Origin of the sequence: Devosia sp. Root685 (genome assembly GCF_001427875.1) — a bacterium.
In the GTDB taxonomy this organism is placed as follows: domain Bacteria; phylum Pseudomonadota; class Alphaproteobacteria; order Rhizobiales; family Devosiaceae; genus Devosia.
Genome location: NZ_LMHK01000001.1, coordinates 1,223,446 through 1,243,794, shown reverse-complemented (window position 1 = coordinate 1,243,794; position 20,349 = coordinate 1,223,446). Strand labels below are relative to the sequence as shown.

Below are 20,349 nucleotides of genomic sequence, written 5' to 3'. Positions count from 1 at the left end.
CCTCAGCGCTGATCTTGGAATTGCAATGACCCAATCCGCCCAAAAGCCCGTCAAGAAATCCGCCGCCAATGAGTGGTGGGATACTTTCGTGGTTATTGTCGAAGCGCTGCTGATCGCCATCGTGCTGCGCTTCTTCCTCTATCAGCCCTTTTCCATCCCCACCGCATCGATGCAACAGACACTGATGATTGGCGACTACTTCGTCGCCAACAAATTCGTCTGGGGCTATGGCAAACATTCCTTCTCACTCGGCCGCTATGGCGATTTCGCGCTGCTCGATTTCGAACTGCCGATCTCCAATCGCATCCTTGGCCGCGACCCGAACCGCGGCGATATCGCCGTGTTCCGCCCGGTTCCGCAGAACATCGAATATATCAAGCGCATCGTCGGCCTGCCGGGTGATCGCATCCAGATGAAAGAGGGTCGCCTCTATATCAATGGCACCATGATTGAGCGTGAAGCGGTCGGCACGGCAACCGACACCGACAGCAATGGCGATTCCCGCGAAGTCACGGTCTACCGCGAGACTTTCCCCGAGGGCACGACCCACATCATCCAGGAAATTTCCGATAACGCGCCGCTCGACAACACACCCGAATATGTCGTGCCCGCCGGCCATTATTTCATGATGGGCGACAATCGCGACCGCTCGGCCGATAGCCGCGTGCTGTCCCAGGTCGGCTACGTCCCCGCCGTCAATCTGATCGCCAAGGCCGAAGCGCGCTTCTTCTCGATCAGGGATAACCTGCCGCCGTGGCAGGTCTGGCAGTGGCCGGCCAATGTCCGCTGGGATCGCATGTTCCAGTCCGTCTACGGCAACCCGCCATACGACACGACGCCCACGCCGTGAGCCGGCGCACCAAAACGCACGAACAGCTTCAGGTCCGGATCGGCTATCATTTCGCCGATCCGGACCTTCTCGCTCGCGCGCTGACCCATTCGAGTGCCGTTTCGCCAGGCAAGCGTGTTGAACGCTCCTATCAGCGGCTTGAATTCCTCGGTGATCGCGTCCTCGGCCTCATCGTGGCCGATATGCTCTACCGGCGCTTCCCCAAGGCCAATGAGGGCGAGATGAGCCGCACGCTCAACACGCTCGTGCGCAAGGAAACCTGCGCGGTCATCGCCCGGCAGCTCGATATCGGCCCCGAAATGATCCTCGGTGAGAGCGAAGCGCGCACCGGCGGCGCCGAAAAGGAAGCCATTTTAGGCGACGTCACCGAAGCCATTATCGGCGCCATCTATCTTGATGGCGGCCTTGAAGACGCGCGCACCTTCATCGAGCGCCACTTCGAAGAATTCATCGCCGATGGCCAGACCCACCGCGCCGATGCCAAGACCACCCTCCAGGAATGGGCCCAGGCCCGCGGCCTTGAGCCGCCCGTCTATGCGCTGGTCGAACGCACCGGCCCCGACCACGCCCCCGAATTCACCATCGCCATCGACCTCGCCGGTTTTGACCGCATCTCGGCGACCGGCCCCTCGAAAAAAATCGCCGAACACAAGGCCGCCGAGGATTTCCTCATGCGCCAGAAGGTTTGGAAGGAACGCCAATGACCGAACCCGCCGATCTCGCCAACACCTCCTGCGGCTTCATCGCCCTTGTCGGCGCGCCCAATGCCGGCAAGTCGACGCTGCTCAATTCCCTCGTTGGCACCAAAGTCTCCATCGTCACCCACAAGGCGCAGACCACGCGCTCCCAGGTGCGCGGCGTGCTGACGCTTGATCAGGCGCAGCTTGTCTTCATCGACACGCCCGGCATTTTCGCGCCCAAGCGCCGGCTCGAACGCGCCATGGTCGATAGCGCCTGGGGCGGGGCAGGGGATGCCGATCTCGTCGCCTTCATCATCGACTGTGATCGCGGCATCACGCCCGATATCGAAATCCTCCTCGAAGGCCTCGAAAACATCCGCCAGCCGCGCGTCTTGATCCTCAACAAGATCGACACGGTGAAAAACGAACGCCTTCTTGCCCTCTCGCAAACGCTCAACGAGCGCCTGCGCTTCGAAGCGACCTTCATGCTCTCGGCCCTCAAAGGCCACGGCGTGCAGGATTTTATCGACTGGTGCGTCAAGCATATCCCGCCCGGTCCCTGGCACTTCCCCGAGGATCACCTCACCGATCTCACCATGGCCATCACCGCCGCCGAGATCACGCGCGAAAAACTCTTCCTCCGCGTCCACGACGAGATCCCCTATAATTCCACCGTCGAGACGGAATCCTTCAAGATCCAGAAGGATGGCTCCTACAAGATCGACCAGGTGGTCTACGTCACCCGCGATAGCCACAAAAAGATCGTGCTCGGCGCCGGCGGCCAGACCATCAAGGCTATCGGGGCCGAAGCCCGCAAGGAACTGATGGCCATGTACGAGGTGCCGATCCACCTCTTCCTCTTCGTCAAAGTCCGCGAAAAATGGGCCGACGACCCAGAGCGCTATCAGGAAATGGGCTTGGAATTTCCGCAGAACAAGAAGTGAGCTGAGCCCCTCAGAGCACGGAAGCGTAGTTCGACATATTGGCCTCGATGCCAAGAGCGCTGAGGAACTGGGCGGGATCAAAACCACTCATCCCACGCTTTTCCATCATGGCGGTCTTGGCGCTGGCAAAGGCCGCCTCGCTTTCCCATTCAACCACCGTCACCACGTTGAAGCGCTCTGCGCCGGAATGGTGCTCCAGCACCAGGTTCTGCAGGCAGCCCTGCTGCTGGTCCAGAAAATCCTTGGTGTCCTGCACCTGCGCCATGAAGGCCTCCCGCGCCTCCGCCGGCACGGCAAAACTGTCGATACGAAAAACGGAAGCATTCTTGGCTTGCGCTGGGGTGCTCATCTCTGGTCTCCATGTCAAAGTCATTCAACTGGTCCGTTGAATTGACAGTATGCTGTCAAATCGGTATTGTGCTGTCAATATGAATTCGTCCATGGCGCTCAGCGCCCTGTTTCTCGATATTTTTCGCGCCAATGCCCTGCTGGTGGCGGCGGGCGATCAACTCGTCGCGCCCCTTGGCCTCACCAGCGCCCGCTGGCAGGTGTTGGGCACGGTCGCCATGGCGCCGGCCCCCCAGCCCGTAGCGCACATCGCGCGCGACATGGGCCTTGCGCGCCAAAGCGTGCAGCGCCTCGTTAATGAGCTCGTCGAAGCTGGTCTCGTCGAACTGCGCGAAAACCCGCATCACCGCCGATCCAAGCTTGTTTGTTTGACCGATCAGGGCAGGCAAGCCGTTGCTTCCATTCACAAACTGCAACGCCCTTGGGTTGATGGACTGGCAACGGGTCTCGATAGCGAGAAAATCGCCATCGCGGCGGAAGTGCTGCAGACTTTGCGGCAACGCTTGGCCCAAAGCACCGATGAGTCATCCGACTGATGGAATGGACCGGTGAAGCCCTCCTCATTGGCGTCCGTCGCCACGGCGAAACCAGCCTCATTGCCGAGGCCATGGTCGCCGGCCGCGGTCGCTGGCTGGGCCTGGTGCGCGGCGGTCGCTCCTCAAAGCTCGCGCCCGCCCTGCAAGTCGGCAACACCATCCAACTCACCTGGCGCGCCCGCCTCGAAGACCATCTCGGCACCTTCACGGTCGAACTCATGCAGGGCCGCGCCGCCGACCTGATGGCCGATCGTACGCGTCTTTACCTGGCCCAACTCGTCTGCGACCACCTGCGCCTCCTGCCCGAGCACGATCCCCACGATCGCCTGCTCGGCCAGGCCCTCTCCCTCATCGACAGCCCGCCCGACGGCATCGCCTTGGCGCGGTTCGAACTCGCGCTCCTTGACGAACTCGGCTTCGGCCTCGACCTCCATAGCTGCGCCGCCACCGGCGCCACGACCGACCTGACCCACGTCTCCCCCAAAACCGGTCGCGCCGTCTCCCGCGCCGCCGCCGCACCCTATCTCGACCGCTTATTGCCGCTCCCGAGCTTCCTCCACGAACGCGGCAATGCCTCCCCAGACGACATCCGCAACGCCTTCCGCCTCACCGGCCATTTCCTCGGCCGCCACATCTGGAGCGCGCGACAGCTCGAACAGCCCGCGATCCGCGACGCCTTGGTCGATATCTTCAGCAAGACCGATTGACGGATTAACATGATTTGATAAGTCAGCTTTGTTTTTGATTGCGACGGAGCTGACGATGATCAGGTTTATGAGCGCCATGGCGGCGCTTTTTTTGATGGCCCTGCCGCTTGCCGCGGCCGAAACGCGCGTCTTTGAAGCCGCCAATGGCCTCGTCGAAATCCCGGCCGATCCGCAGCGGATCGTCTCGCTCCACGATCTCAGCATAACCCTGCCGCTCGTCGAATTCGGCGGCGTGGACAAAATCGCCGGTAGCCATGGTCGAGTGGATGACCAGGGTCAGCCCTATATCCGCACCGTCAACACCCTCTTCGGCGTCGATTATGCGAACACCGACATAGAATTCATCGGCGTCTTCAACGAGATCGATCTGGAACGGATCGCGGCGCTTGAACCGGACCTGATCATTGGTCGCGCTGGAAACGACGACAAACTGCTCGAAAATCTCAGCAAGATTGCTCCGACTATCCTGATCGACGTCGTGGGTCTCGACTATTTCGGTCGCATGCATGCCGTGGCCGATGCCGCCAATCTGACGGACGAATATGATCGCCGGCAGGCGCTCTATGAGCTACGCATCGCCGAATCCCGCCGCCTCATTCCCAATGCCAAAGATATTTCCGTTTCCATCATTCAGCCCTGGCCGAAGGATGGCTATATCAACGGCTCGCGCACCTATTATGCTCTGTCGCAGGTGCTCGATGACATCGGCTTTTCCAAGCCGCAGGTCATCGCCGACATCACCGACAAGAGCGGCGACGCCGAGTTCAGCCCCGAATTTCTGCCCGAACTCGACGCCGATTTCGCCTTCAGCACATACGAGATCGCCAATAGCGATCAGGCCAGCCCGCAGCAGATCCGCGACGCCTTCGAAGCGCTGATCCCCGGCTTCTGTGACATCGTGCATTTCTGCCGCAACCATCAGCTTGCGATACTCCCACGCTCGCCGATCTATGCCTCGTCCTTCCGCTCGCTCGAAATAGCCAACGACTCCGTGCTGACCCATATCGTCGGCCGCGAATTCGTGCCTTTCCGCAAAAACTGATCTCACACACCGGTCGGGGCGAAATTGCCCCGGCCAACCTGCGGAAACCGGGGTAAAACCCCGCAAAACATGCCTTTCCAGACTGGCTCGACTATACTCTGCTCCTGATTCGTTCTTCCGAACATTGAGCCACGCATGTCCGATGCCGATACCCTCCCGCCGCCCGATGATCAGCGCATCGTCGATCTCAAGCAGGCGCTCGAAGAGCGGTATCTGAGCTATGCCCTTTCAACGATCACCCAGCGCGCTCTGCCCGATGCCCGCGACGGCCTGAAACCTGTCCATCGCCGCATCATCCACGCCATGCGGCTGCTGCGTCTTGATCCGGGCCAGGGCTACAAAAAATCCGCTCGTATCGTCGGCGACGTGATCGGTAAGTTCCACCCGCATGGCGACCAGTCGATCTACGACGCCCTGGTCCGCCTCGCGCAGGATTTTGCCCTCCGCTATCCCCTCGTCGATGGCCAGGGCAACTTTGGCAATATTGACGGCGATAGCGCCGCGGCCATGCGATATACCGAATCTCGCATGACCGAAGTCTCGATGCGCCTTCTCGAAGGCATCACCGAGAATGCCATCGACTTCCGCCCCACTTATGACGGCGAAGACGAAGAGCCGGTCGTCCTTCCCTCGAATTTTCCGAACCTCCTCGCCAATGGCTCGACCGGCATCGCCGTCGGCATGGCCACCTCCGTGCCGCCGCACAATGTGGTGGAGCTGTGCAACGCCGCGCTCAAACTGATCTTCAATCCCGAGACGACCACCGAGGAATTGATCCACGCCGATCTGTCCTCGCCCCCGAGCATGGACGATCTCGTGCGTGGTCCGGATTTCCCGACTGGTGGACACCTCGTTGAATCCCGCTCTTCCCTTGTCCACTCCTACGAAACCGGCCGCGGCGCCTTCCGCCATCGCGCCGTCTGGAACAAGGAGGAAAAGGGCAGGGGCGTCTATCAGATCGTCGTCACCCAGATCCCCTATGGCGTGCAGAAATCGCGTCTGGTCGAAAAGATCGCCGAACTGCTCCTCGCGAAAAAGCTGCCGCTCCTCAAAGACGTACGCGACGAGAGCGCCGACGATATCCGCCTCGTCCTCGAGCCGCGCGCCGGCACGGTGGATGCGGTCATTCTCATGGAACAACTCTTCAAGCTCACCGAGCTCGAAGTGCGTTTCCCGCTCAATCTCAACGTCCTCGACATGGGCACGACGCCCCGCGTCATGAGCCTCAAGGATGCCCTGCGCGCCTGGCTCGATCACCGCAAGATCGTCCTTGTCCGCCGCTCCGAGCATCGCCTCGAACAGATCGCCAACCGCCTCGAAGTGCTCGAAGGCTATATCGTCGCCTATCTCAATCTCGACGAGGTGATCCGCATCATCCGCGAGGAGGACGATGCCAAAAAGAGCCTGATGGCGACCTTCGACCTGACCGACAATCAGGCCGAAGCCATCCTCAACATGCGGCTACGTTCCTTGCGTAAACTCGAAGAACTCGAGTTGCGCAAGGAGCACGAAAACCTCACCGCCGAAAAGGGCAAGCTCGAAGCGTTGCTCGCTTCCGACAAGAAGCAGTGGGGCGAAATCTCGCGCCAGATCGAGGCTCTTAAAAAGGCCTATCCGCTGTTCGAAGCCGATGGCACCACGCCCCATGCGCTCGGCGCCCGTCGTACCGTCTATTTCGACGCCCCGACCGCCGACGCCGCCGAAATCACCGAAGCCTTCATCGAACGCGAACCGATCACCGTCATCCTCTCGGAAAAAGGCTGGATTCGCGCGCCCAAGGGCCACAATGCCCCGGTCGATGAAAAAGGCTTCAAGACCGGCGATCGCCTAAAACTCGCGATCAATTGCGAGACCACTGACAAGCTTCTTATGCTCACCACCGGCGGCAAGGTCTACACCCTTGGCGCCGACAAGCTCCCCGGCGGACGCGGCCAGGGCGAACCCGTCCGCATCATGGTCGATATGGAAGAGGGGCAGGATATCGTTGCGCTCTTCGTCTATAAGCCCGGCGCCAAGCGCATCATCGCTTCCTCGGCCGGCTACGGTTTCATCGTCCCCGAGGACGACCTCGTTGCCAATACCCGCAAGGGCAAGCAGATCCTCAATGTCTCGCTGCCCGAAGAAGCGCGCCTCATCGTCCCCTGCGACGGCGACCGCGTCGCCACCATCGGCGAAAACCGCAAGCTGCTGGTCTTCCCTCTGGCCCAGCTCGCCACCATGTCGCGCGGCAAGGGCGTCCGCCTGCAGCGCTACAAGGATGGCGGCATTTCCGACATCAAAACCTTCTACGCCGCTGACGGCCTCACCTGGATGGACTCCTCGGGCCGCACCTATTCCAAGCCGACGGAAGAACTCACCGACTGGCTTGCCGACCGCGCCACCGCCGGCCGCCAACCCCCAACGGGCTTCCCGAAGAACAATAAGTTTGTGGGGTGACGACCGTTCGCCAAAGGCGAGCAATCGCTCCAGTGGAGCGATTGAAGGGAGGAACGCCCGAAGCGCTATGCGCGTAGGGCCGGTAGCCGCGCGCATCGCGCAAAATTGCTCCAGTGGAGCAATTTTAGGCCCGAACGCCCGGAGCGCTACGCGCGCAGGGCCGGGTCTGTCCCAACGACCACCGGATGTCACCGCGGGCCTGACCCGGGGCCCATCCTGGGATCTCAAGATGTGCCCCGGCCTTCGCCGGGGTGACAATCGAGTAGAGGGATAGGGCGGCGGACACAAAGAAGTCTGACGCCAGCCTCCCGCGCCAACCCGTTAGAAGGACTCAAGAAAATGATCCGCCACTGCGTCCTCGTTCGCTTCCGTCCTGAAGTAACGCAAGAACAGCGCGCCGCCATCTACGCCGAACTTGAATCACTACGTGAAGTCGTCCCCGGCTTCCTTGCCCTATATTCCGGCCCCAACGTTTCCCCCGAAGGCCTCCACAAGGGCTTCGTCGATGGCTTCACCATAGACTTCACCGACGAAGCCGCCCGCGACGCCTACCTCGTCCATCCAGACCACAAGACCGCCGGCGCAAAACTCGTCGCCGCGCTTGAAGGCGGGCGAGACGGGCTGATCGTGTTCGATATGGTGGTGTGAGCGCCAACGGCCCGAACGCAAACCTGCAGAGCCCAGTAGCCCTCATGGTGAGGTGCACGCCAGAGGCGTGCCTCGAACCACGGGGGCGTGCCCCAATGTCTCAGCGCGGCGCCCCCGTGGTTCGAGGTTTTGCTTCGCAAAGCACCTCACCATGAAGGCTACTTGGGGTGAGTGTAAAAAGGCAAAAACCTCAATCCTCGACCCGGCACCACCCGGCATGCCCACGCTGCACTTCCAATGGCCGATACTGCGCCTTGTAGGCCATCTTGGGCGACTCTTTCACCCAATAGCCCAGATACACATAGTTCAGCCGCGCCGAGCGCACCTGCGCGATATGGTCGAGAATGAGAAACGTCCCGAGGCTACGATGCGCCAGTTCGGGGTCATAGAACGAATAAACCATCGATAGCCCATCGGGCATCACATCGGTCAGCGCCACCGCCACCAGCGGTTCGCCCGGATGCTCGCGCAAGCGATATTCCACCAGCACCGACTGCACCGGCGTATCCTCGACCATATATTCATAGTCCTGATACGACATCTGCGTCATGCCTCCGCCCGCATGGCGCGAGTCGAGATAGCGCTTGAAAAGCTCGTATTGCTCCACCGTCGCCGTTGTCGGCCGCACGGTGATGGAAATGTCGGAATTGGTGCGCAAAACCCGCCGGAATCGCGAGGAAGCCGCAAATTCGCCGGCCACGATTCGCACCGACTGGCAGGCATTGCAGCCCTCGCAGGCCGGGCGATAGATCAGGTTCTGGCTGCGGCGGAAACCGTTGTCGCTGAGCACATGGTGCAGCGCCGAAGCCCTGCGCCCGCTGAGATGCGTGAACAATTTGCGCTCCATGTGGCCCGGCAAATAGGGGCACGGCATGGCTGCGGTCAGGAAGAGTTGGGTGGTTTCCGGCGACTGGTCGGTCATCTACGACCCATGGCTACAATCCTGCGAGTGTATCCCTCCCGTCACTCGCCTGCAATATTTCAGTAAAATGCGCTTCTGCGCGCATTCTGCCAGTGCCGCATCATCGGCGAGCGCCGCACCATCAGTGTCCCAACCACGAAATCGTGGATCATCTGCCGCCGTGGCGTGAACAGCGCGAAGAGCAGCGAAATCGGCCAGCAGATCCAGAATGTCAGCCAGAACACCGCCGCGTGGAGGATGGCCATCCAGCCATCGAGCGGTTGCCCGCGCGTCGGCGTCAAGACGATATCCATCATCTGCATGCCCACCGTGGCGCGCCGCGACGAACCAAGCGTCGCCCCATAATAGAGCACGATTGCCGCCGGAATGACAAAGACCAGCGCCGCGAAGCCAAGCCCCAAAGTCAGGACGCCCACGATGGCGCCGGCAATCGTCAGGGCCAGCACCAGCGCGCCCATGATGGCGAGATCGATGAAATAGGCCATGACGCGTCGCGTCAGCACGCCGTCGAACAGCTCCGGCGCGGTGGCAGGGTCGGGCAGATAGGGGCGGGATGCAGCATAGTCCTGAGTCATGTCCCTGAAATTGTCATCACTCCGCCGCAATGCAAGTCCCCGAGCGCAATTCTCCTGTGCTTCCGTCCACCTCCGGCCTATCCTCAGGCAATCCCGCCCCTCGCGACTCGCCCGTCCTGCCGCGCCGCCCCTTCGGAACACCACATGTCGACGACTTCCGCCCCCGCGCCGCTGACCGATCAGCCATTGCGCGGCCTTGCCTTCATCATCGGGGCGACCATGTTGTTTGCCTACAGCGACACGAGCGGCAAGCTGCTGGTCAGCGAATACAACGTGCCCCTCGTGATGGCCGTCCGCTACATCACCCATGCATTGCTGATGCTCGCCATCGTCGCTCCGTTTCATGGACGGGCGATGGTGCATGCGACGCGCACCGGCCTTGTTCTCGTGCGGGGTGGCTGCCTTGCCGTCGCCTCGGTTCTGATGGGCTTTGCCCTTCAGCGCATGCCCGTCGCCGAGGCGACTGCAATCGTCTACCTTGCCCCGGTCCTCGTTATTCTTCTCTCGGGGCCGCTCCTGAATGAGAAAGTCGGCTCCGGCGCCTGGGTCGCCGCGGCGCTGGGCTTTGCTGGCGTGCTGCTGATTGCCCGACCCGGCGGCGGCCTCGATCCCTGGGGCATTGCCTTCGCGCTCGGCAATGTGGTGCTGGCCGTGGCCTACAACCTGCTCTCGCGCGTCCTGGCGCGCACCGAACACACCATCACCATGCTGTTCTATACCGCGCTCGTCGGCTCGATCCTTTTCGGCCTGATGCTGCCGTGGACCCTCTATGGCGTGCCGCCCACCGTGCTCCAGATTTTTCTCTTCCTCGGTCTCGGCGTCTCCGCCGGGCTCGGGCATTACCTGTTCACCCAATCCTACCGCTACGCCCCCGCGGCCATTCTCGCGCCCATGAATTATCTGCATCTCGGCTGGGCCGCGCTTTTCGGGTGGCTGGTCTTCGGCCACGCACCTGATGCCATTGCGCTCGGTGGCATTGCCCTCGTCGCCGCGGGCGGCGTCGTCAGTGCCACCATGGCCCGCCGCCGCCCCGCACGTGCGCGCGAAGAAGCCGCTGCGGCCCCGGAAGAGTCGGTTTAGCGCCCGAGCTTCCGCGCCATTTCGAGCGCATAATAGGTGAGAATGCCATTCGCCCCGGCGCGCTTGAAGGCCCAGAGGCTTTCAAGCACCGCCGCATCCCGGTTGATCGCCCCGGCGGCGCCCGCCAGTTCGATCATCGCGTATTCCCCGCTCACCTGATAGGCATAGATCGGCACGTTGAACGCGTCCCGCGCCCGCCGCACGATATCGAGATAGGGCATGCCCGGCTTGACCATCACGCTATCGGCGCCCTCTTCGATATCTTGCGCAATCTCGCGCAGCGCCTCGTCGGAATTGGCATAATCCATCTGATAGGTGCGCTTGTCGCCCTTGAGCCGGCTGCCCGAGCCGACCGCCTCGCGGAACGGCCCATAAAAGCACGACGCATATTTGGCCGCATAAGACATGATCTGCACATGCTCAAAGCCTTCGGCATCGAGCGCCGCCCGAATAGCCGCTACGCGCCCATCCATCATGTCCGAAGGCGCAATGATATCCGCGCCCGCCCTGGCCTGCGCCAGCGCCGATTTGACCATCACCGTGACGGTTTCGTCGTTGAGGATTTCCCCATCCCGCACCAGGCCATCCTGCCCGTCGCTCGAATATTCATCGAGCGCCACATCGGCAATCAGCCCAATATCGGGCACCGCCGATTTGATCGCCGAAAGCGCCCGGCACATCAGATTGTCTGGATTGTAAGCCTCGACCGCATCCTCGCTGCGCAGATGGTCCGGCGTATTGGGAAAAATCGCCAGCGCCGGAATTCCCGCATCCCGCGCCGCCTTCGCCGCGTCCACCATCAGGTCGATCGATAGCCGCTCCACCCCCGGCATGGTCTTGATCTGGGTGCGCTCGTTCTGTCCCTCGATCACAAAAAGCGGCCAGATCAAATCGCGCGGCATCAGTTCGGTTTCCCGCACCATATCCCGGCTCCACGCCGTCCGCCGCAACCGCCGCTGCCGCCGGCCCTCAAGGAAGGACATGTCATGCTTGGCCCAGTTCTGCGTCATTCTTTTGTTCCTTGCTGCGTAGATTTGGCACCCACCAGCCCAACCGAATTCGCTATGGCGAATTCGGTGACACCTCCCCCTTGATGGGGGAGGAAGGGTGGGGGTGGAGCCACACGCACCGCTCTCTATGTACTTGCCTCATACCAGCCACCGCCCCCGCCTCCAAGCCGCCGCTTGTCGCAGCCCCTTGGCCTCGCTACTAAGGAGCCATGTCGTTCAAATCACCCCAGCTCGGCCTATATATTCGCATCGTCGCTTTGCTGAGCCTGTTGCTGGGCCTCAGCGATGCGGGCCGCCTGCTCGGCGTCAATCTCGGTGCAGTCAGCCCCGTCGCCGTCCTTGGCCCCGCTGGCTTCGTGCTGCTCGGCATTTTCTCGCTCTCGCGTCTCTTTGCCGGCGTCGGCCTCTGGCTCAAGGCCAGCTGGGGCGCCGTTCTGCTTGTCGGCTCCACCACGGCCGAGCTGGCGCTTTATCTCGCCGGTAGCCCCGATATCCGCATGTCCGCCTTCGGCTTCGCCGTCCGCATCGTACTGCTCGCGGCCATCTCCATTATTTTCGCTCTCAGCTTCCGCTTCTCCCGCGCCCAGGCGGCGGATTGACGCGATCCTCGGTGGTCCCACCACTGCGCACGCTTTGAGACTCAGCTAAATCAAAACCGTGTGCATCAAAGACCTAACCGAGCGCCATGGCCGAGACCGACCTCTATCTTCCGCTGAAAGCCTTCATGGAAAGCGCCGGTTATGCCGTCAAAGGCGAGATCAACGGTTGTGACCTGGTCGGCGTGAAGGACGGCGATCCGCCGGTCCTCATCGTTTGCGAGATGAAGCTGGCCTTCAATCTCGAACTCGTCATGCAGGGCGTCAATCGCGCCGCGATTTGCGACGAAGTCTGGCTCGCGGCGAGCGCCTCGAAGACCGCTCGGGGGCGCGAGCACGATGCCCGTTTCCGTAATCTCTGTCGGCGCCTGGGCTTCGGCCTTCTTGCCGTCTCGCCAACCGGCTTTGTCGATGTCATCGTTGCGCCCTTCGCCGCGGCCCCTCGCCGCGACGCCAAAAGACGCTCCCGGCTTCTCGACGAGCACAAGCGGCGCGTGGGGGATCCGCAGATAGGCGGTGGGCGCGGCAAGCCGATCATGACCGCATACCGGCAAGACTGCATCCTCTGTGCGACCGCGTTGCTAGAAGGGCCGCAAAGCCCCAGGCAATTGAAGGCGCTGGTCGCGAGAGCGCCGACCATTCTGAGAAGCAATGTCTATGGATGGTTCGCGCGCGAGAGCAGAGGCATCTATGGGCTGACCGAGACGGGAAAGGCCGCCGTTACGCCATCGCAGAACTGACCGGCGCGCCCTAAGCGGGGTGAAACTGCTCGATGGTGATTTCCTCGGCCAGCGCATCCTGCGGCGCGCCGAAGCTTGTCACCGTCGTAAACCAGCGCGTTACCTGACCGCCCGTCCGAAATTCCAGCGGCAACAGCACCTGTCCCAGCGCACCCTCGGGCCGCAGGCTCAAGCCATCCACCCCCTCATGCCGCCGTATCCGCATCAACACCCGCGCCACTGGCGAACTCGGCCCATGCCGCCGCACCCCTTCGCGCAAACGATGCATCAGATAGGCAGCAACCTCCGCCCAGTTGACAATCGAGCTCCGCAGATCGCCGGGCGCAAAAACCAGATCGACGAGATTGAGCCGCGTCGGCGGCAACTCTTCCACGCCGATCAGCGCCAGCGCTGCCCCATTTGCCTCCAGAATATCGAATGCCGCATCGAGCACGATGGCAGGGCAGGGCGCATGTGCCTTGAGCAGCAATTGCGCCGCCTGCCTTAGCTCGGTCATCTGCGGGCTCAACCAGTCATTGTCCCCATAGTGCGGCGCAAAGCCCGCGGCCACCAACAGGCTATTGCGCTCGCGCAGCGGCAGGTCCAGCGCTTCGGAAAGCCGCAACACCATCGCTGCGCTCGGCCGGGCCCGTGCCGATTCAAGAAATGACAAATGCCGCGCCGACACATCCGCTGCCATGGCCAGCGCCATCTGGCTCATCCCCCGTTGATTGCGCCAGTCGCGCAAAGCCGTCTCGAACATGGCGTGTCTCCTTGCTCTCACCCTGCCGCAGCGTCCCGCGCAATTCCATTACCTTGGGAGTAATTGTCTCCATGACCTCATCGGCGCCACTCTCCGGCATCGACCACACGATTTTCCGGAGAGCCATCATGACCGATCTTGCTGAGACCCCAACCCTTCTCGATCCGCGCCTCGTTTATCGCCTCGATGCAGTCCTCTCCTTCACCATGGGCGTCGGCCTCCTCGTCCTCGCCACGCCGCTCGCCAATCTCATCGGCTGGCCGCCCATGCACATGGTCCTTCTGGGCGCCGGCATTTTTCTGCTGCCCTGGGCACTCTTCAATTGGGCCATTGGCGCCGCCACGGGCCCGGACGCAACTTCCCTCGCCGCCAACATCCTCGGCGATGGCCTCTGGGTCCTCCTCAGTGTTGCACTTCTTGTGCTTCATTCGGCTCAAATGACGGCGATCGGGGTAACCTTGATCATCGCCCAGGCGCTCGCCGTCGGCGCTGTTTTCGCCCTCAAACTCGCAGGTGCAAAAGCCCTCCGGACCTGAGGGGCGACATACGGGCGGTTGGCCCCGCCCGCCCGCCGGGCGAGCCTTCGCCGCCCGTTTACGCCTTGTAATGGTTACAAGTTTATGCACCGGTGTGACGAACCGTTAAGCCAAATTCTCATTGCTTTCCAGTAAGATGCCATTAAGCGTGCTGTTTAGGGCGATCTTAGTTCGGGCGTCGTAGTTTGGCCTCATGAGATGCGAAAAATCGCACGCAGAGAAAAAACAGTGAGGCAAAAATGGCAATCAAGTCGAACGCAGCTGAGGCCCTTACCCCGAACCGTCCGGTAGGTCTGAAGCCCCTCTATCTCGAAGCCGTCTCCCGTGTGGAGCGTCTCCACCGTCGTCTTCTCGACCTGATCAAGGACGAGTTCGATCGTATGGGTTGGGACGATATCAACCCGGTCCAGGCGCTGTTGATGTTCAACATCGGCGACAGCGAACTGACCGCCGGTGAGCTGCGCTCGCGCGGTTACTATCTCGGCTCGAACGTTTCTTACAATCTCAAGAAGCTGGTCGAAACCGGTTACATCTTCCAGGAGCGTTCGCGCACGGATCGTCGTTCGGTCCGCATTCGCCTCACCCCCAAGGGCGAGGAAGTCGCCGAAGTGATCGACGAACTCTATGATCGCCACCTGAAATCCATCGACAAGGTCGGCGGTCTCGGCGACGAAGAATTCGACAACCTCAACAAGGCGCTCGCCCGTCTCGAACGCTTCTGGGTCGACCAGATTCTCTACAAGCTCTGATTGCGAGCGGGGCAGGGCCTCGCGTCCATCAAACAGCATGCGGGTGTAGGCTTGTGTTGCCTCCACGCCACACTCTTTGCGGAGACGCCGGCCATTGGCCGGCGTTTCTTATTTGTGCCGCAAAGACGAGGCACCCGGTTACGTGGTTTATAAACCATTCTTCGACTATGGATGGGGCTGCCCTCATGGTTCACAAGGCGTTGACAGCCGTTGTGAAGCAGGGTCTTGCAATGATAATCGCGACAAGTGTGGCGACAGATTCCTTCGGGTGACGATATGCGGGTAAATCGACGTTCCTTTCTGCAGACCATGGCCATCGCCGGCGTGAGCACCGCAGTGCTTCCAAGCTTGGCAAGGGCACAGGAAGGCGAGTCGATCTGGGACATGTTCGCCCGCAATCGGGTGCTGAAGGACGCGGATCAGGGTGGCAATACCGCGGCCGCCCAGGCGCTGATCTCCACCAATGAGCCGATCCTGTCCTATGACACGGTCTACAATCTGCAGCTCGCGATTTCGCAATACGAGCCTTTCGTTGCCGCCGGCGGCTGGGAAGAAACCCCGCAAGAGGCCTATGGTCTCAACCTCGGCAAGTCGAGCCGCGCCGCCGTCGCGCTCAAGCGCCGCCTGATTTCCTCGGGCGATATGCCGCTCGTTGAAAATGTCAGCGAACTTTTCGATGCCCCGACCGATGCCGGCGTGCGTGCCTTCCAGGCCCGCCATGGTCTCGTCGTCAACGGCCAGGTCGATGAAGCCACCTGGTACGCCCTGTCCGTGCCGGCCCAGACCCGCTTGCAGCAGCTCTATCTCAATTATACCCGCGTCCAGAACATGGCCGCCAACCTCAACCCGCGCTATGTCGTGGTGAATATTCCCGCCGCCACCATCGAGGCGGTGAACGACGGCATGGTCGAACAGCGCCACACCGCCGTCGTCGGCCGCGTCGAACGCGCCACCCCGATCATGGCCAGCAAGATCAGCCAGATCAACTTCAACCCATACTGGCACGTGCCCAAGTCGCTGGTCCGCCAGGACCTGACCAAGTACATGATGGAAAACCCCAACTACCTGACCGAGCAGAATATTTTCATCTATGATGGCTCGGGCAACAAGGTTGATCCGACCTCGATCAACTGGGCTGCGATCACCGATCAGCAGGTAAACTACATGTATCGCCAGGAGCCCGGCGCGGCCAACTCCATGGGCCACTGCAAGATCAACTTCTACAATCCCTACGATTGCTATCTCCACGACACCCCGTCGAAAGCCCTTTTCGGCGAAAACGCCCGCTTCCACTCTTCGGGTTGCGTCCGCGTCGATGGCGTCAACCAGCTGGTTAACTGGCTGCTGCGCGACAATGGCGATTGGGACCAGAGCAAGGTCGACAGCACGTTCGACTCGCTCGAGCGCCTCGATGTGGAGTGCAAGGCCCGCGTGCCGATCCACACCACCTACATCACCGCCTGGGCCAACCGCCAAGGCACCGTCAGCTTCCGCGACGACGTCTACAAGTTCGACGAACAGGGCAAAGTAGCGTTCGACGCTTAACGAAAAAATCCCCGCGAAAGCGGGGATTTTTGTATCAGTAGACCTCATGGTGAGGCGCGGAGCGTCAGCGTAGCCTCGAACCACGAGGGCGTGGCGCGAAGCTATCCATTCGGAGGGTTCCGCATCCCCATCTTTCCGACTCCGTGCCACCCCGAATCCCTGCTAAGCTCCTCTCAGCAATGGAGGTCCCATGTCGGGCGGGGTTCTTTTTGAATTCGTGCAGATGGGTCAGGTCATGCGCGTCGCTGCGATCGACGAGGTGACGGGCACCGAAGTCTTCGTCATCACCCCCGTCGGCGCGTCCCGCCTGCAGATGCAGCGCGTCGCTCTCGCAAAACTCAAGCGCAAGCTGGGCGAACCGGAGGATACGCCGCCGCCGGTCCGCCCCTCAGGTCGATACGCCTAAAGCCGGCACTCGTGCCGCACGCCATCATAGCCCATGAAGGTATTGGTGCGTTCGTCATACGAGCGGTAACGGGCATAGCAGGCCGAAACGTGCGAATCGTAATTGTTGGCCCGCCCGATCACGACATCACCGCCACGGTTATTATTGCCATTGGCAATGATCGATCCGATCGCCGCGCCAAAGGTAAAGCCGAGAATGCCCGAGGCAATGTTGTCGATCGACGAGCGGCGCGAATAATAGAAATCGTTATATTGCCGATCATCCCAGCGGCCGTCGTAAAAGCCCTGGCAATCGCGATCCCATGGGTTACGGTCGCAATAGGTTTCGATCACCTGATAGCGCTGCCCATAGCTCATCGTCACCGATTGAGCCTGCGCGGGAACGATCGCGCTCAAAGCCACCACGCCACTCAGCGCAACACCACTTACAAGACTAGCAAGCTTCATCATTTTTCAACTCCCGGGCCAAAACCCGCCAATGCTGATCGTCAGATCAATGTTCAGACAGGGCAGGTGGTTGCGAAGCGCTCTACGATTACCTTTTGCGGCTTCAAGGCTTGATGCGCGGTCCCGGCGGGCGCATACCGTTTGGCAGCACGGCGGCAACTCTGGAACGTAGGAGCCTCATGGGTATGACCAGAGAAACGGGCCGTCTCGATTGGGTCGATGCTGCACGCGGCATTGGCATTGTGCTCGTCGTTTTCGGTCACGTCTGGCGCGGTCTATGGGAGGCGGATATTCTGACCGACGCTCCCCTTTTCGCCGGCATCGACGCCGCCATTTATCTCTTTCACATGCCGCTTTTCTTCCTCGTCTCCGGCATGTTTTTCGAAAAATCCGCCCGTCGCGATGGGGTCATCGCTTCGATCCTCAAGCGCTGCGAAACGCTGCTTTATCCGCTGCTGATCTGGTCGTGGATACTCGCCGCCTTTCTGCTGCTGGCCGCCCCGGTCGCCACGCGCCATGCCCTTACCCCCATGGAAGCGCTGCTTTTCCCCTTTCCGCCCAAGGATATTTTCTGGTTCCTCTGGGCCCTGTTCCTGATCCAGCTCCTGTGCCTCCTGCTCGTGCGGGCCACGACGCAGGTGCTTTCGGCCGTCCTGGTGCTGTCCTTTGCGGCAGCCGTCCTTCTACCCATGCTCCCCGGCACCGACCTGTTCCATGGCGCCTTTGCCAACCTGCCGTTTTTCCTCTCGGGCGTGATGTTGACCCGCCGCGATCTCTTCGGCCTGCCGCAAACCATATCGACCGGAATGCTGGGGGCAGGGGTGTTCGTCGCCAGCCTGGCCGCCGCCGCCATCTTTGGCCTGCAGCCGGCGCCCCTCGGCACCTTCTTGAGCCTTCTCGCCACGCTCGCCTTCTGCGGCATGATCTATGGCTTTGCTCCGCTCATTCCGTCCATGCCCATGGCCCTCGCCACATATCTCGGCGCCACGTCCATGGCGATCTACGTGATGCATGTCATCCCGGAAGCCGCGACCCGCATTGGCCTTGTCAGGCTCGGCGGGGGCCCGGTCTGGCTTCACGTCATCGTGGGTACATTGGCTGGCATCGGTCTGCCGCTCCTTGCCTACGAGGTTCTGAAACGGCTCGGCCTGCTGCGGCTTTTCGGCCTTGGTCGCGATCGGCGCGGGGCGGTTCGGGCGCTTTCCCCAAGCTGATCGGCAAGTCGCCCCCTTTCCCTGCTGCCGCTTTTGCGGCATAAGAGCCTGGTTCGCGCGACTGGCGAGAAAGAGATGGGCAACCATCGGGAAACGCGAACTTCAATGAGCCGCTCGCCTGGGCAACCCATCCACGATCAGGGGAAGCCCCATGGATCCGACACAAATGTATCGGCCTTGGATTCGCGCTACTCGCCGTGATAAAGGCACCGCCATGCCGGTCACCCTGATCCCTTGTGAGGAAATCGTCGCATGAGCGCTGCAAATTCTACCCCGCTCTTTCCCCATTTCTTTTCCGCCGCGGTTGCCCAAACCGATCCGGAAATCGCCAAGGCAATTCAGGACGAACTCGGTCGCCAGCAGAGCGAAATCGAGCTGATCGCCTCGGAAAACATCGTTTCCCAGGCCGTGCTCGAAGCGCAGGGCTCGGTGCTGACCAACAAATATGCCGAAGGCTATCCCGGCAAGCGCTACTATGGCGGCTGCCAATATGTCGACGTCGCTGAAACCCTCGCCATCGAGCGCGCCAAACAGCTCTTCGGCACGGCCTTCGCCAACGTCCAGCCCAATTCCGGTTCCCAGGCCAATCAGGGCGTCTATCAGGCGCTGATCCAGCCCGGCGACACCATCCTCGGCATGTCGCTCGATGCCGGTGGCCACCTGACCCACGGTGCCAAGCCCAACCAGTCGGGAAAATGGTTCAACGCCATTCAGTATGGCCTGCGCAAGCAGGACGGCCGCGTCGATATGGACCAGGTCCGTCAGCTTGCCCGCGAACACAAGCCCAAGATGATCGTCGCCGGTTTCTCGGCCTATTCGCGCGTCATGGATTGGGCCGAGTTCCGCGCTATTGCCGATGAAGTCGGGGCAATCCTCTTTGTCGATATGGCCCACGTTGCCGGCCTCGTTGCGGGCGGCGCTTACCCAAGCCCATTCCCCCACGCCCATGTCGCGACGACCACCACCCACAAAACCCTCCGCGGTCCGCGCGGCGGCCTGATCCTCACAAACGATGAAGACATCGCCAAGAAGATCAACTCGGCCATTTTCCCCGGCATTCAGGGCGGCCCGCTGATGCATGTCATCGCCGCCAAGGCCGTGGCCTTCAAGGAAGCGCTGCAGCCCGAGTTCAAGCTCTATGCCCAGCAGGTCGTCGCCAATGCTCAGGTGCTCGCCGAAACCCTCGTCAAGGGCGGCGTCGATATCGTCTCGGGCGGCACCGACAACCACCTGATGCTGGTTGATCTGCGTCCCAAGGGCCTCACCGGCAAGGCGACCGAAAAGGCGCTGGAGCGGGCCCACATCACCTGCAACAAGAACGCCGTGCCCTTCGATCCGGAAAAACCCGCCATCACCTCTGGCGTGCGCCTCGGCACCCCCGCAGGCACAACGCGCGGTTTCGGCACTGCCGAATTCCAGACCATTGGCGAGTTGATCATCGAAGTGCTCGATGGCCTCAAAACCAATGGCGATGACAATAACGGCGCCGTCGAAGCCGAAGTCCGCGCCAAGGTGAAGACGCTGACCGACCGCTTCCCCATCTACGGGTAAAACGCCCCGCGTCATTCCCGCGAAAGCGGGAATCTCTTTTTGCCAT

General features: G+C 61.4%; 23 protein-coding genes and 1 riboswitch. Of the genes, 17 read left to right on the top strand and 6 right to left on the bottom strand.

Annotated elements, in window-relative coordinates; translation table 11 throughout:
- The first annotated feature begins 25 nt into the window (after window positions 1-25).
- From lepB to era, 3 genes are read left to right on the top strand one after another with little or no spacing between them, the layout of a single operon-like run.
- Window positions 26-850, top strand: a complete 825-nt coding sequence (gene lepB, locus ASD83_RS05985; protein WP_056308835.1) for a signal peptidase I — start codon at window positions 26-28, stop codon at window positions 848-850.
- On the top strand, window positions 847-1,554 hold the full coding sequence (gene rnc / locus ASD83_RS05980; RefSeq protein ID WP_056308834.1) for a ribonuclease III: 708 nt from the start codon (window positions 847-849) through the stop codon (window positions 1,552-1,554). Before lepB ends, rnc begins: the two co-directional genes overlap by 4 nt.
- Window positions 1,551-2,474, top strand: coding sequence for a GTPase Era (gene era / locus ASD83_RS05975; RefSeq protein ID WP_056308832.1), 924 nt, complete (start codon window positions 1,551-1,553; stop codon window positions 2,472-2,474). Before rnc ends, era begins: the two co-directional genes overlap by 4 nt.
- Window positions 2,475-2,484: 10 nt before the next feature.
- Here the strand turns inward: era and ASD83_RS05970 are convergent, their stop codons facing one another.
- Complete coding sequence (locus ASD83_RS05970; RefSeq protein WP_082560976.1) at window positions 2,485-2,823, bottom strand: antibiotic biosynthesis monooxygenase family protein; 339 nt, start codon at window positions 2,821-2,823, stop codon at window positions 2,485-2,487.
- Between the two features lie 91 nt (window positions 2,824-2,914).
- Between ASD83_RS05970 and ASD83_RS05965 the strand changes: the two genes are divergently transcribed.
- The 5 genes from ASD83_RS05965 (at window position 2,915) to ASD83_RS05945 (ending at window position 8,191) form a co-directional block, all read left to right on the top strand.
- The gene (locus ASD83_RS05965) at window positions 2,915-3,358 is read left to right on the top strand and encodes a MarR family winged helix-turn-helix transcriptional regulator (protein WP_244489113.1); all 444 of its coding nucleotides are present in this window, start codon (window positions 2,915-2,917) and stop codon (window positions 3,356-3,358) included.
- Complete coding sequence (gene recO, locus ASD83_RS05960) at window positions 3,358-4,065, top strand: DNA repair protein RecO (RefSeq protein WP_056308827.1); 708 nt, start codon at window positions 3,358-3,360, stop codon at window positions 4,063-4,065. The genes ASD83_RS05965 and recO overlap by 1 nt, the downstream gene beginning before the upstream one ends.
- A gap of 55 nt (window positions 4,066-4,120) precedes the next feature.
- Entirely contained in the window at window positions 4,121-5,107 is a 987-nt protein-coding gene (locus ASD83_RS05955) for an ABC transporter substrate-binding protein (RefSeq protein WP_156385774.1), read from the top strand.
- Window positions 5,108-5,242: 135 nt separating this feature from the next.
- Window positions 5,243-7,543, top strand: coding sequence for a DNA topoisomerase IV subunit A (gene parC, locus ASD83_RS05950; RefSeq protein ID WP_056308823.1), 2,301 nt, complete (start codon window positions 5,243-5,245; stop codon window positions 7,541-7,543).
- A 339-nt stretch (window positions 7,544-7,882) separates the two neighbouring features.
- Complete coding sequence (locus tag ASD83_RS05945; RefSeq protein ID WP_056308821.1) at window positions 7,883-8,191, top strand: Dabb family protein; 309 nt, start codon at window positions 7,883-7,885, stop codon at window positions 8,189-8,191.
- A 190-nt stretch (window positions 8,192-8,381) separates the two neighbouring features.
- Here ASD83_RS05945 and ASD83_RS05940 read toward each other — a convergent pair whose 3' ends face one another.
- Complete coding sequence (locus ASD83_RS05940) at window positions 8,382-9,113, bottom strand: arginyltransferase (RefSeq protein ID WP_056308819.1); 732 nt, start codon at window positions 9,111-9,113, stop codon at window positions 8,382-8,384.
- Window positions 9,114-9,172: 59 nt separating this feature from the next.
- Window positions 9,173-9,688: an RDD family protein gene (locus ASD83_RS05935; protein ID WP_056308817.1), complete on the bottom strand. Its 516-nt coding sequence runs from the start codon at window positions 9,686-9,688 to the stop codon at window positions 9,173-9,175.
- A 144-nt stretch (window positions 9,689-9,832) separates the two neighbouring features.
- Between ASD83_RS05935 and ASD83_RS05930 the strand changes: the two genes are divergently transcribed.
- The gene (locus tag ASD83_RS05930) at window positions 9,833-10,768 is read left to right on the top strand and encodes a DMT family transporter (RefSeq protein ID WP_056308815.1); all 936 of its coding nucleotides are present in this window, start codon (window positions 9,833-9,835) and stop codon (window positions 10,766-10,768) included.
- Here ASD83_RS05930 and hemB read toward each other — a convergent pair.
- Window positions 10,765-11,778, bottom strand: coding sequence for a porphobilinogen synthase (hemB, locus tag ASD83_RS05925; protein WP_082560975.1), 1,014 nt, complete (start codon window positions 11,776-11,778; stop codon window positions 10,765-10,767). The genes ASD83_RS05930 and hemB overlap by 4 nt on opposite strands.
- A gap of 209 nt (window positions 11,779-11,987) precedes the next feature.
- On the opposite strand from hemB, the gene ASD83_RS05920 reads away from it, so the two are divergent.
- Together ASD83_RS05920 and ASD83_RS05915 are read left to right on the top strand one after the other, a co-directional pair.
- Entirely contained in the window at window positions 11,988-12,377 is a 390-nt protein-coding gene (locus ASD83_RS05920) for a hypothetical protein (RefSeq protein WP_056308813.1), read from the top strand.
- A gap of 86 nt (window positions 12,378-12,463) precedes the next feature.
- Window positions 12,464-13,114, top strand: a complete 651-nt coding sequence (locus ASD83_RS05915; protein WP_056308811.1) for a DUF2161 domain-containing phosphodiesterase — start codon at window positions 12,464-12,466, stop codon at window positions 13,112-13,114.
- 10 nt (window positions 13,115-13,124) lie between these two features.
- Here the strand turns inward: ASD83_RS05915 and ASD83_RS05910 are convergent, their stop codons facing one another.
- On the bottom strand, window positions 13,125-13,856 hold the full coding sequence (locus ASD83_RS05910; RefSeq protein WP_056308809.1) for a helix-turn-helix domain-containing protein: 732 nt from the start codon (window positions 13,854-13,856) through the stop codon (window positions 13,125-13,127).
- Window positions 13,857-13,984: 128 nt separating this feature from the next.
- Here ASD83_RS05910 and ASD83_RS05905 point away from each other — a divergent pair, with 128 nt between their 5' ends.
- The 4 genes from ASD83_RS05905 to ASD83_RS05890 all read left to right on the top strand — a co-directional run bounded on the left by ASD83_RS05905 (window position 13,985) and on the right by ASD83_RS05890 (window position 17,092).
- Window positions 13,985-14,392, top strand: coding sequence for a hypothetical protein (locus tag ASD83_RS05905; RefSeq protein WP_156385772.1), 408 nt, complete (start codon window positions 13,985-13,987; stop codon window positions 14,390-14,392).
- A gap of 239 nt (window positions 14,393-14,631) precedes the next feature.
- Window positions 14,632-15,141 carry a transcriptional regulator LdtR gene (gene ldtR, locus ASD83_RS05900; protein WP_056308806.1) on the top strand — a complete coding sequence of 170 codons (510 nt, stop codon included), beginning with the start codon at window positions 14,632-14,634 and terminating at the stop codon, window positions 15,139-15,141.
- A gap of 276 nt (window positions 15,142-15,417) precedes the next feature.
- A complete protein-coding gene (locus tag ASD83_RS21445) occupies window positions 15,418-16,686 on the top strand; it encodes a L,D-transpeptidase family protein (RefSeq protein WP_082560974.1) in 1,269 nt (422 codons plus the stop codon).
- Window positions 16,687-16,876: 190 nt separating this feature from the next.
- Window positions 16,877-17,092 (top strand): DUF6898 family protein, encoded by a 216-nt coding sequence (locus ASD83_RS05890; RefSeq protein WP_056308802.1) that lies wholly within the window; start codon window positions 16,877-16,879, stop codon window positions 17,090-17,092.
- Here ASD83_RS05890 and ASD83_RS05885 read toward each other — a convergent pair.
- Entirely contained in the window at window positions 17,089-17,541 is a 453-nt protein-coding gene (locus ASD83_RS05885; RefSeq protein ID WP_056308801.1) for a BA14K family protein, read from the bottom strand. The genes ASD83_RS05890 and ASD83_RS05885 overlap by 4 nt on opposite strands.
- A gap of 182 nt (window positions 17,542-17,723) precedes the next feature.
- Here ASD83_RS05885 and ASD83_RS05880 point away from each other — a divergent pair, with 182 nt between their 5' ends.
- Together ASD83_RS05880 and glyA are read left to right on the top strand one after the other, a co-directional pair.
- Window positions 17,724-18,752, top strand: coding sequence for an acyltransferase family protein (locus ASD83_RS05880; RefSeq protein ID WP_162249127.1), 1,029 nt, complete (start codon window positions 17,724-17,726; stop codon window positions 18,750-18,752).
- Between the two features lie 47 nt (window positions 18,753-18,799).
- Window positions 18,800-18,883: riboswitch (ZMP/ZTP riboswitch) on the top strand.
- Window positions 18,884-19,004: 121 nt separating this feature from the next.
- Window positions 19,005-20,303 (top strand): serine hydroxymethyltransferase, encoded by a 1,299-nt coding sequence (glyA, locus tag ASD83_RS05875; protein ID WP_056308797.1) that lies wholly within the window; start codon window positions 19,005-19,007, stop codon window positions 20,301-20,303.
- Window positions 20,304-20,349: the final 46 nt, after the last annotated feature.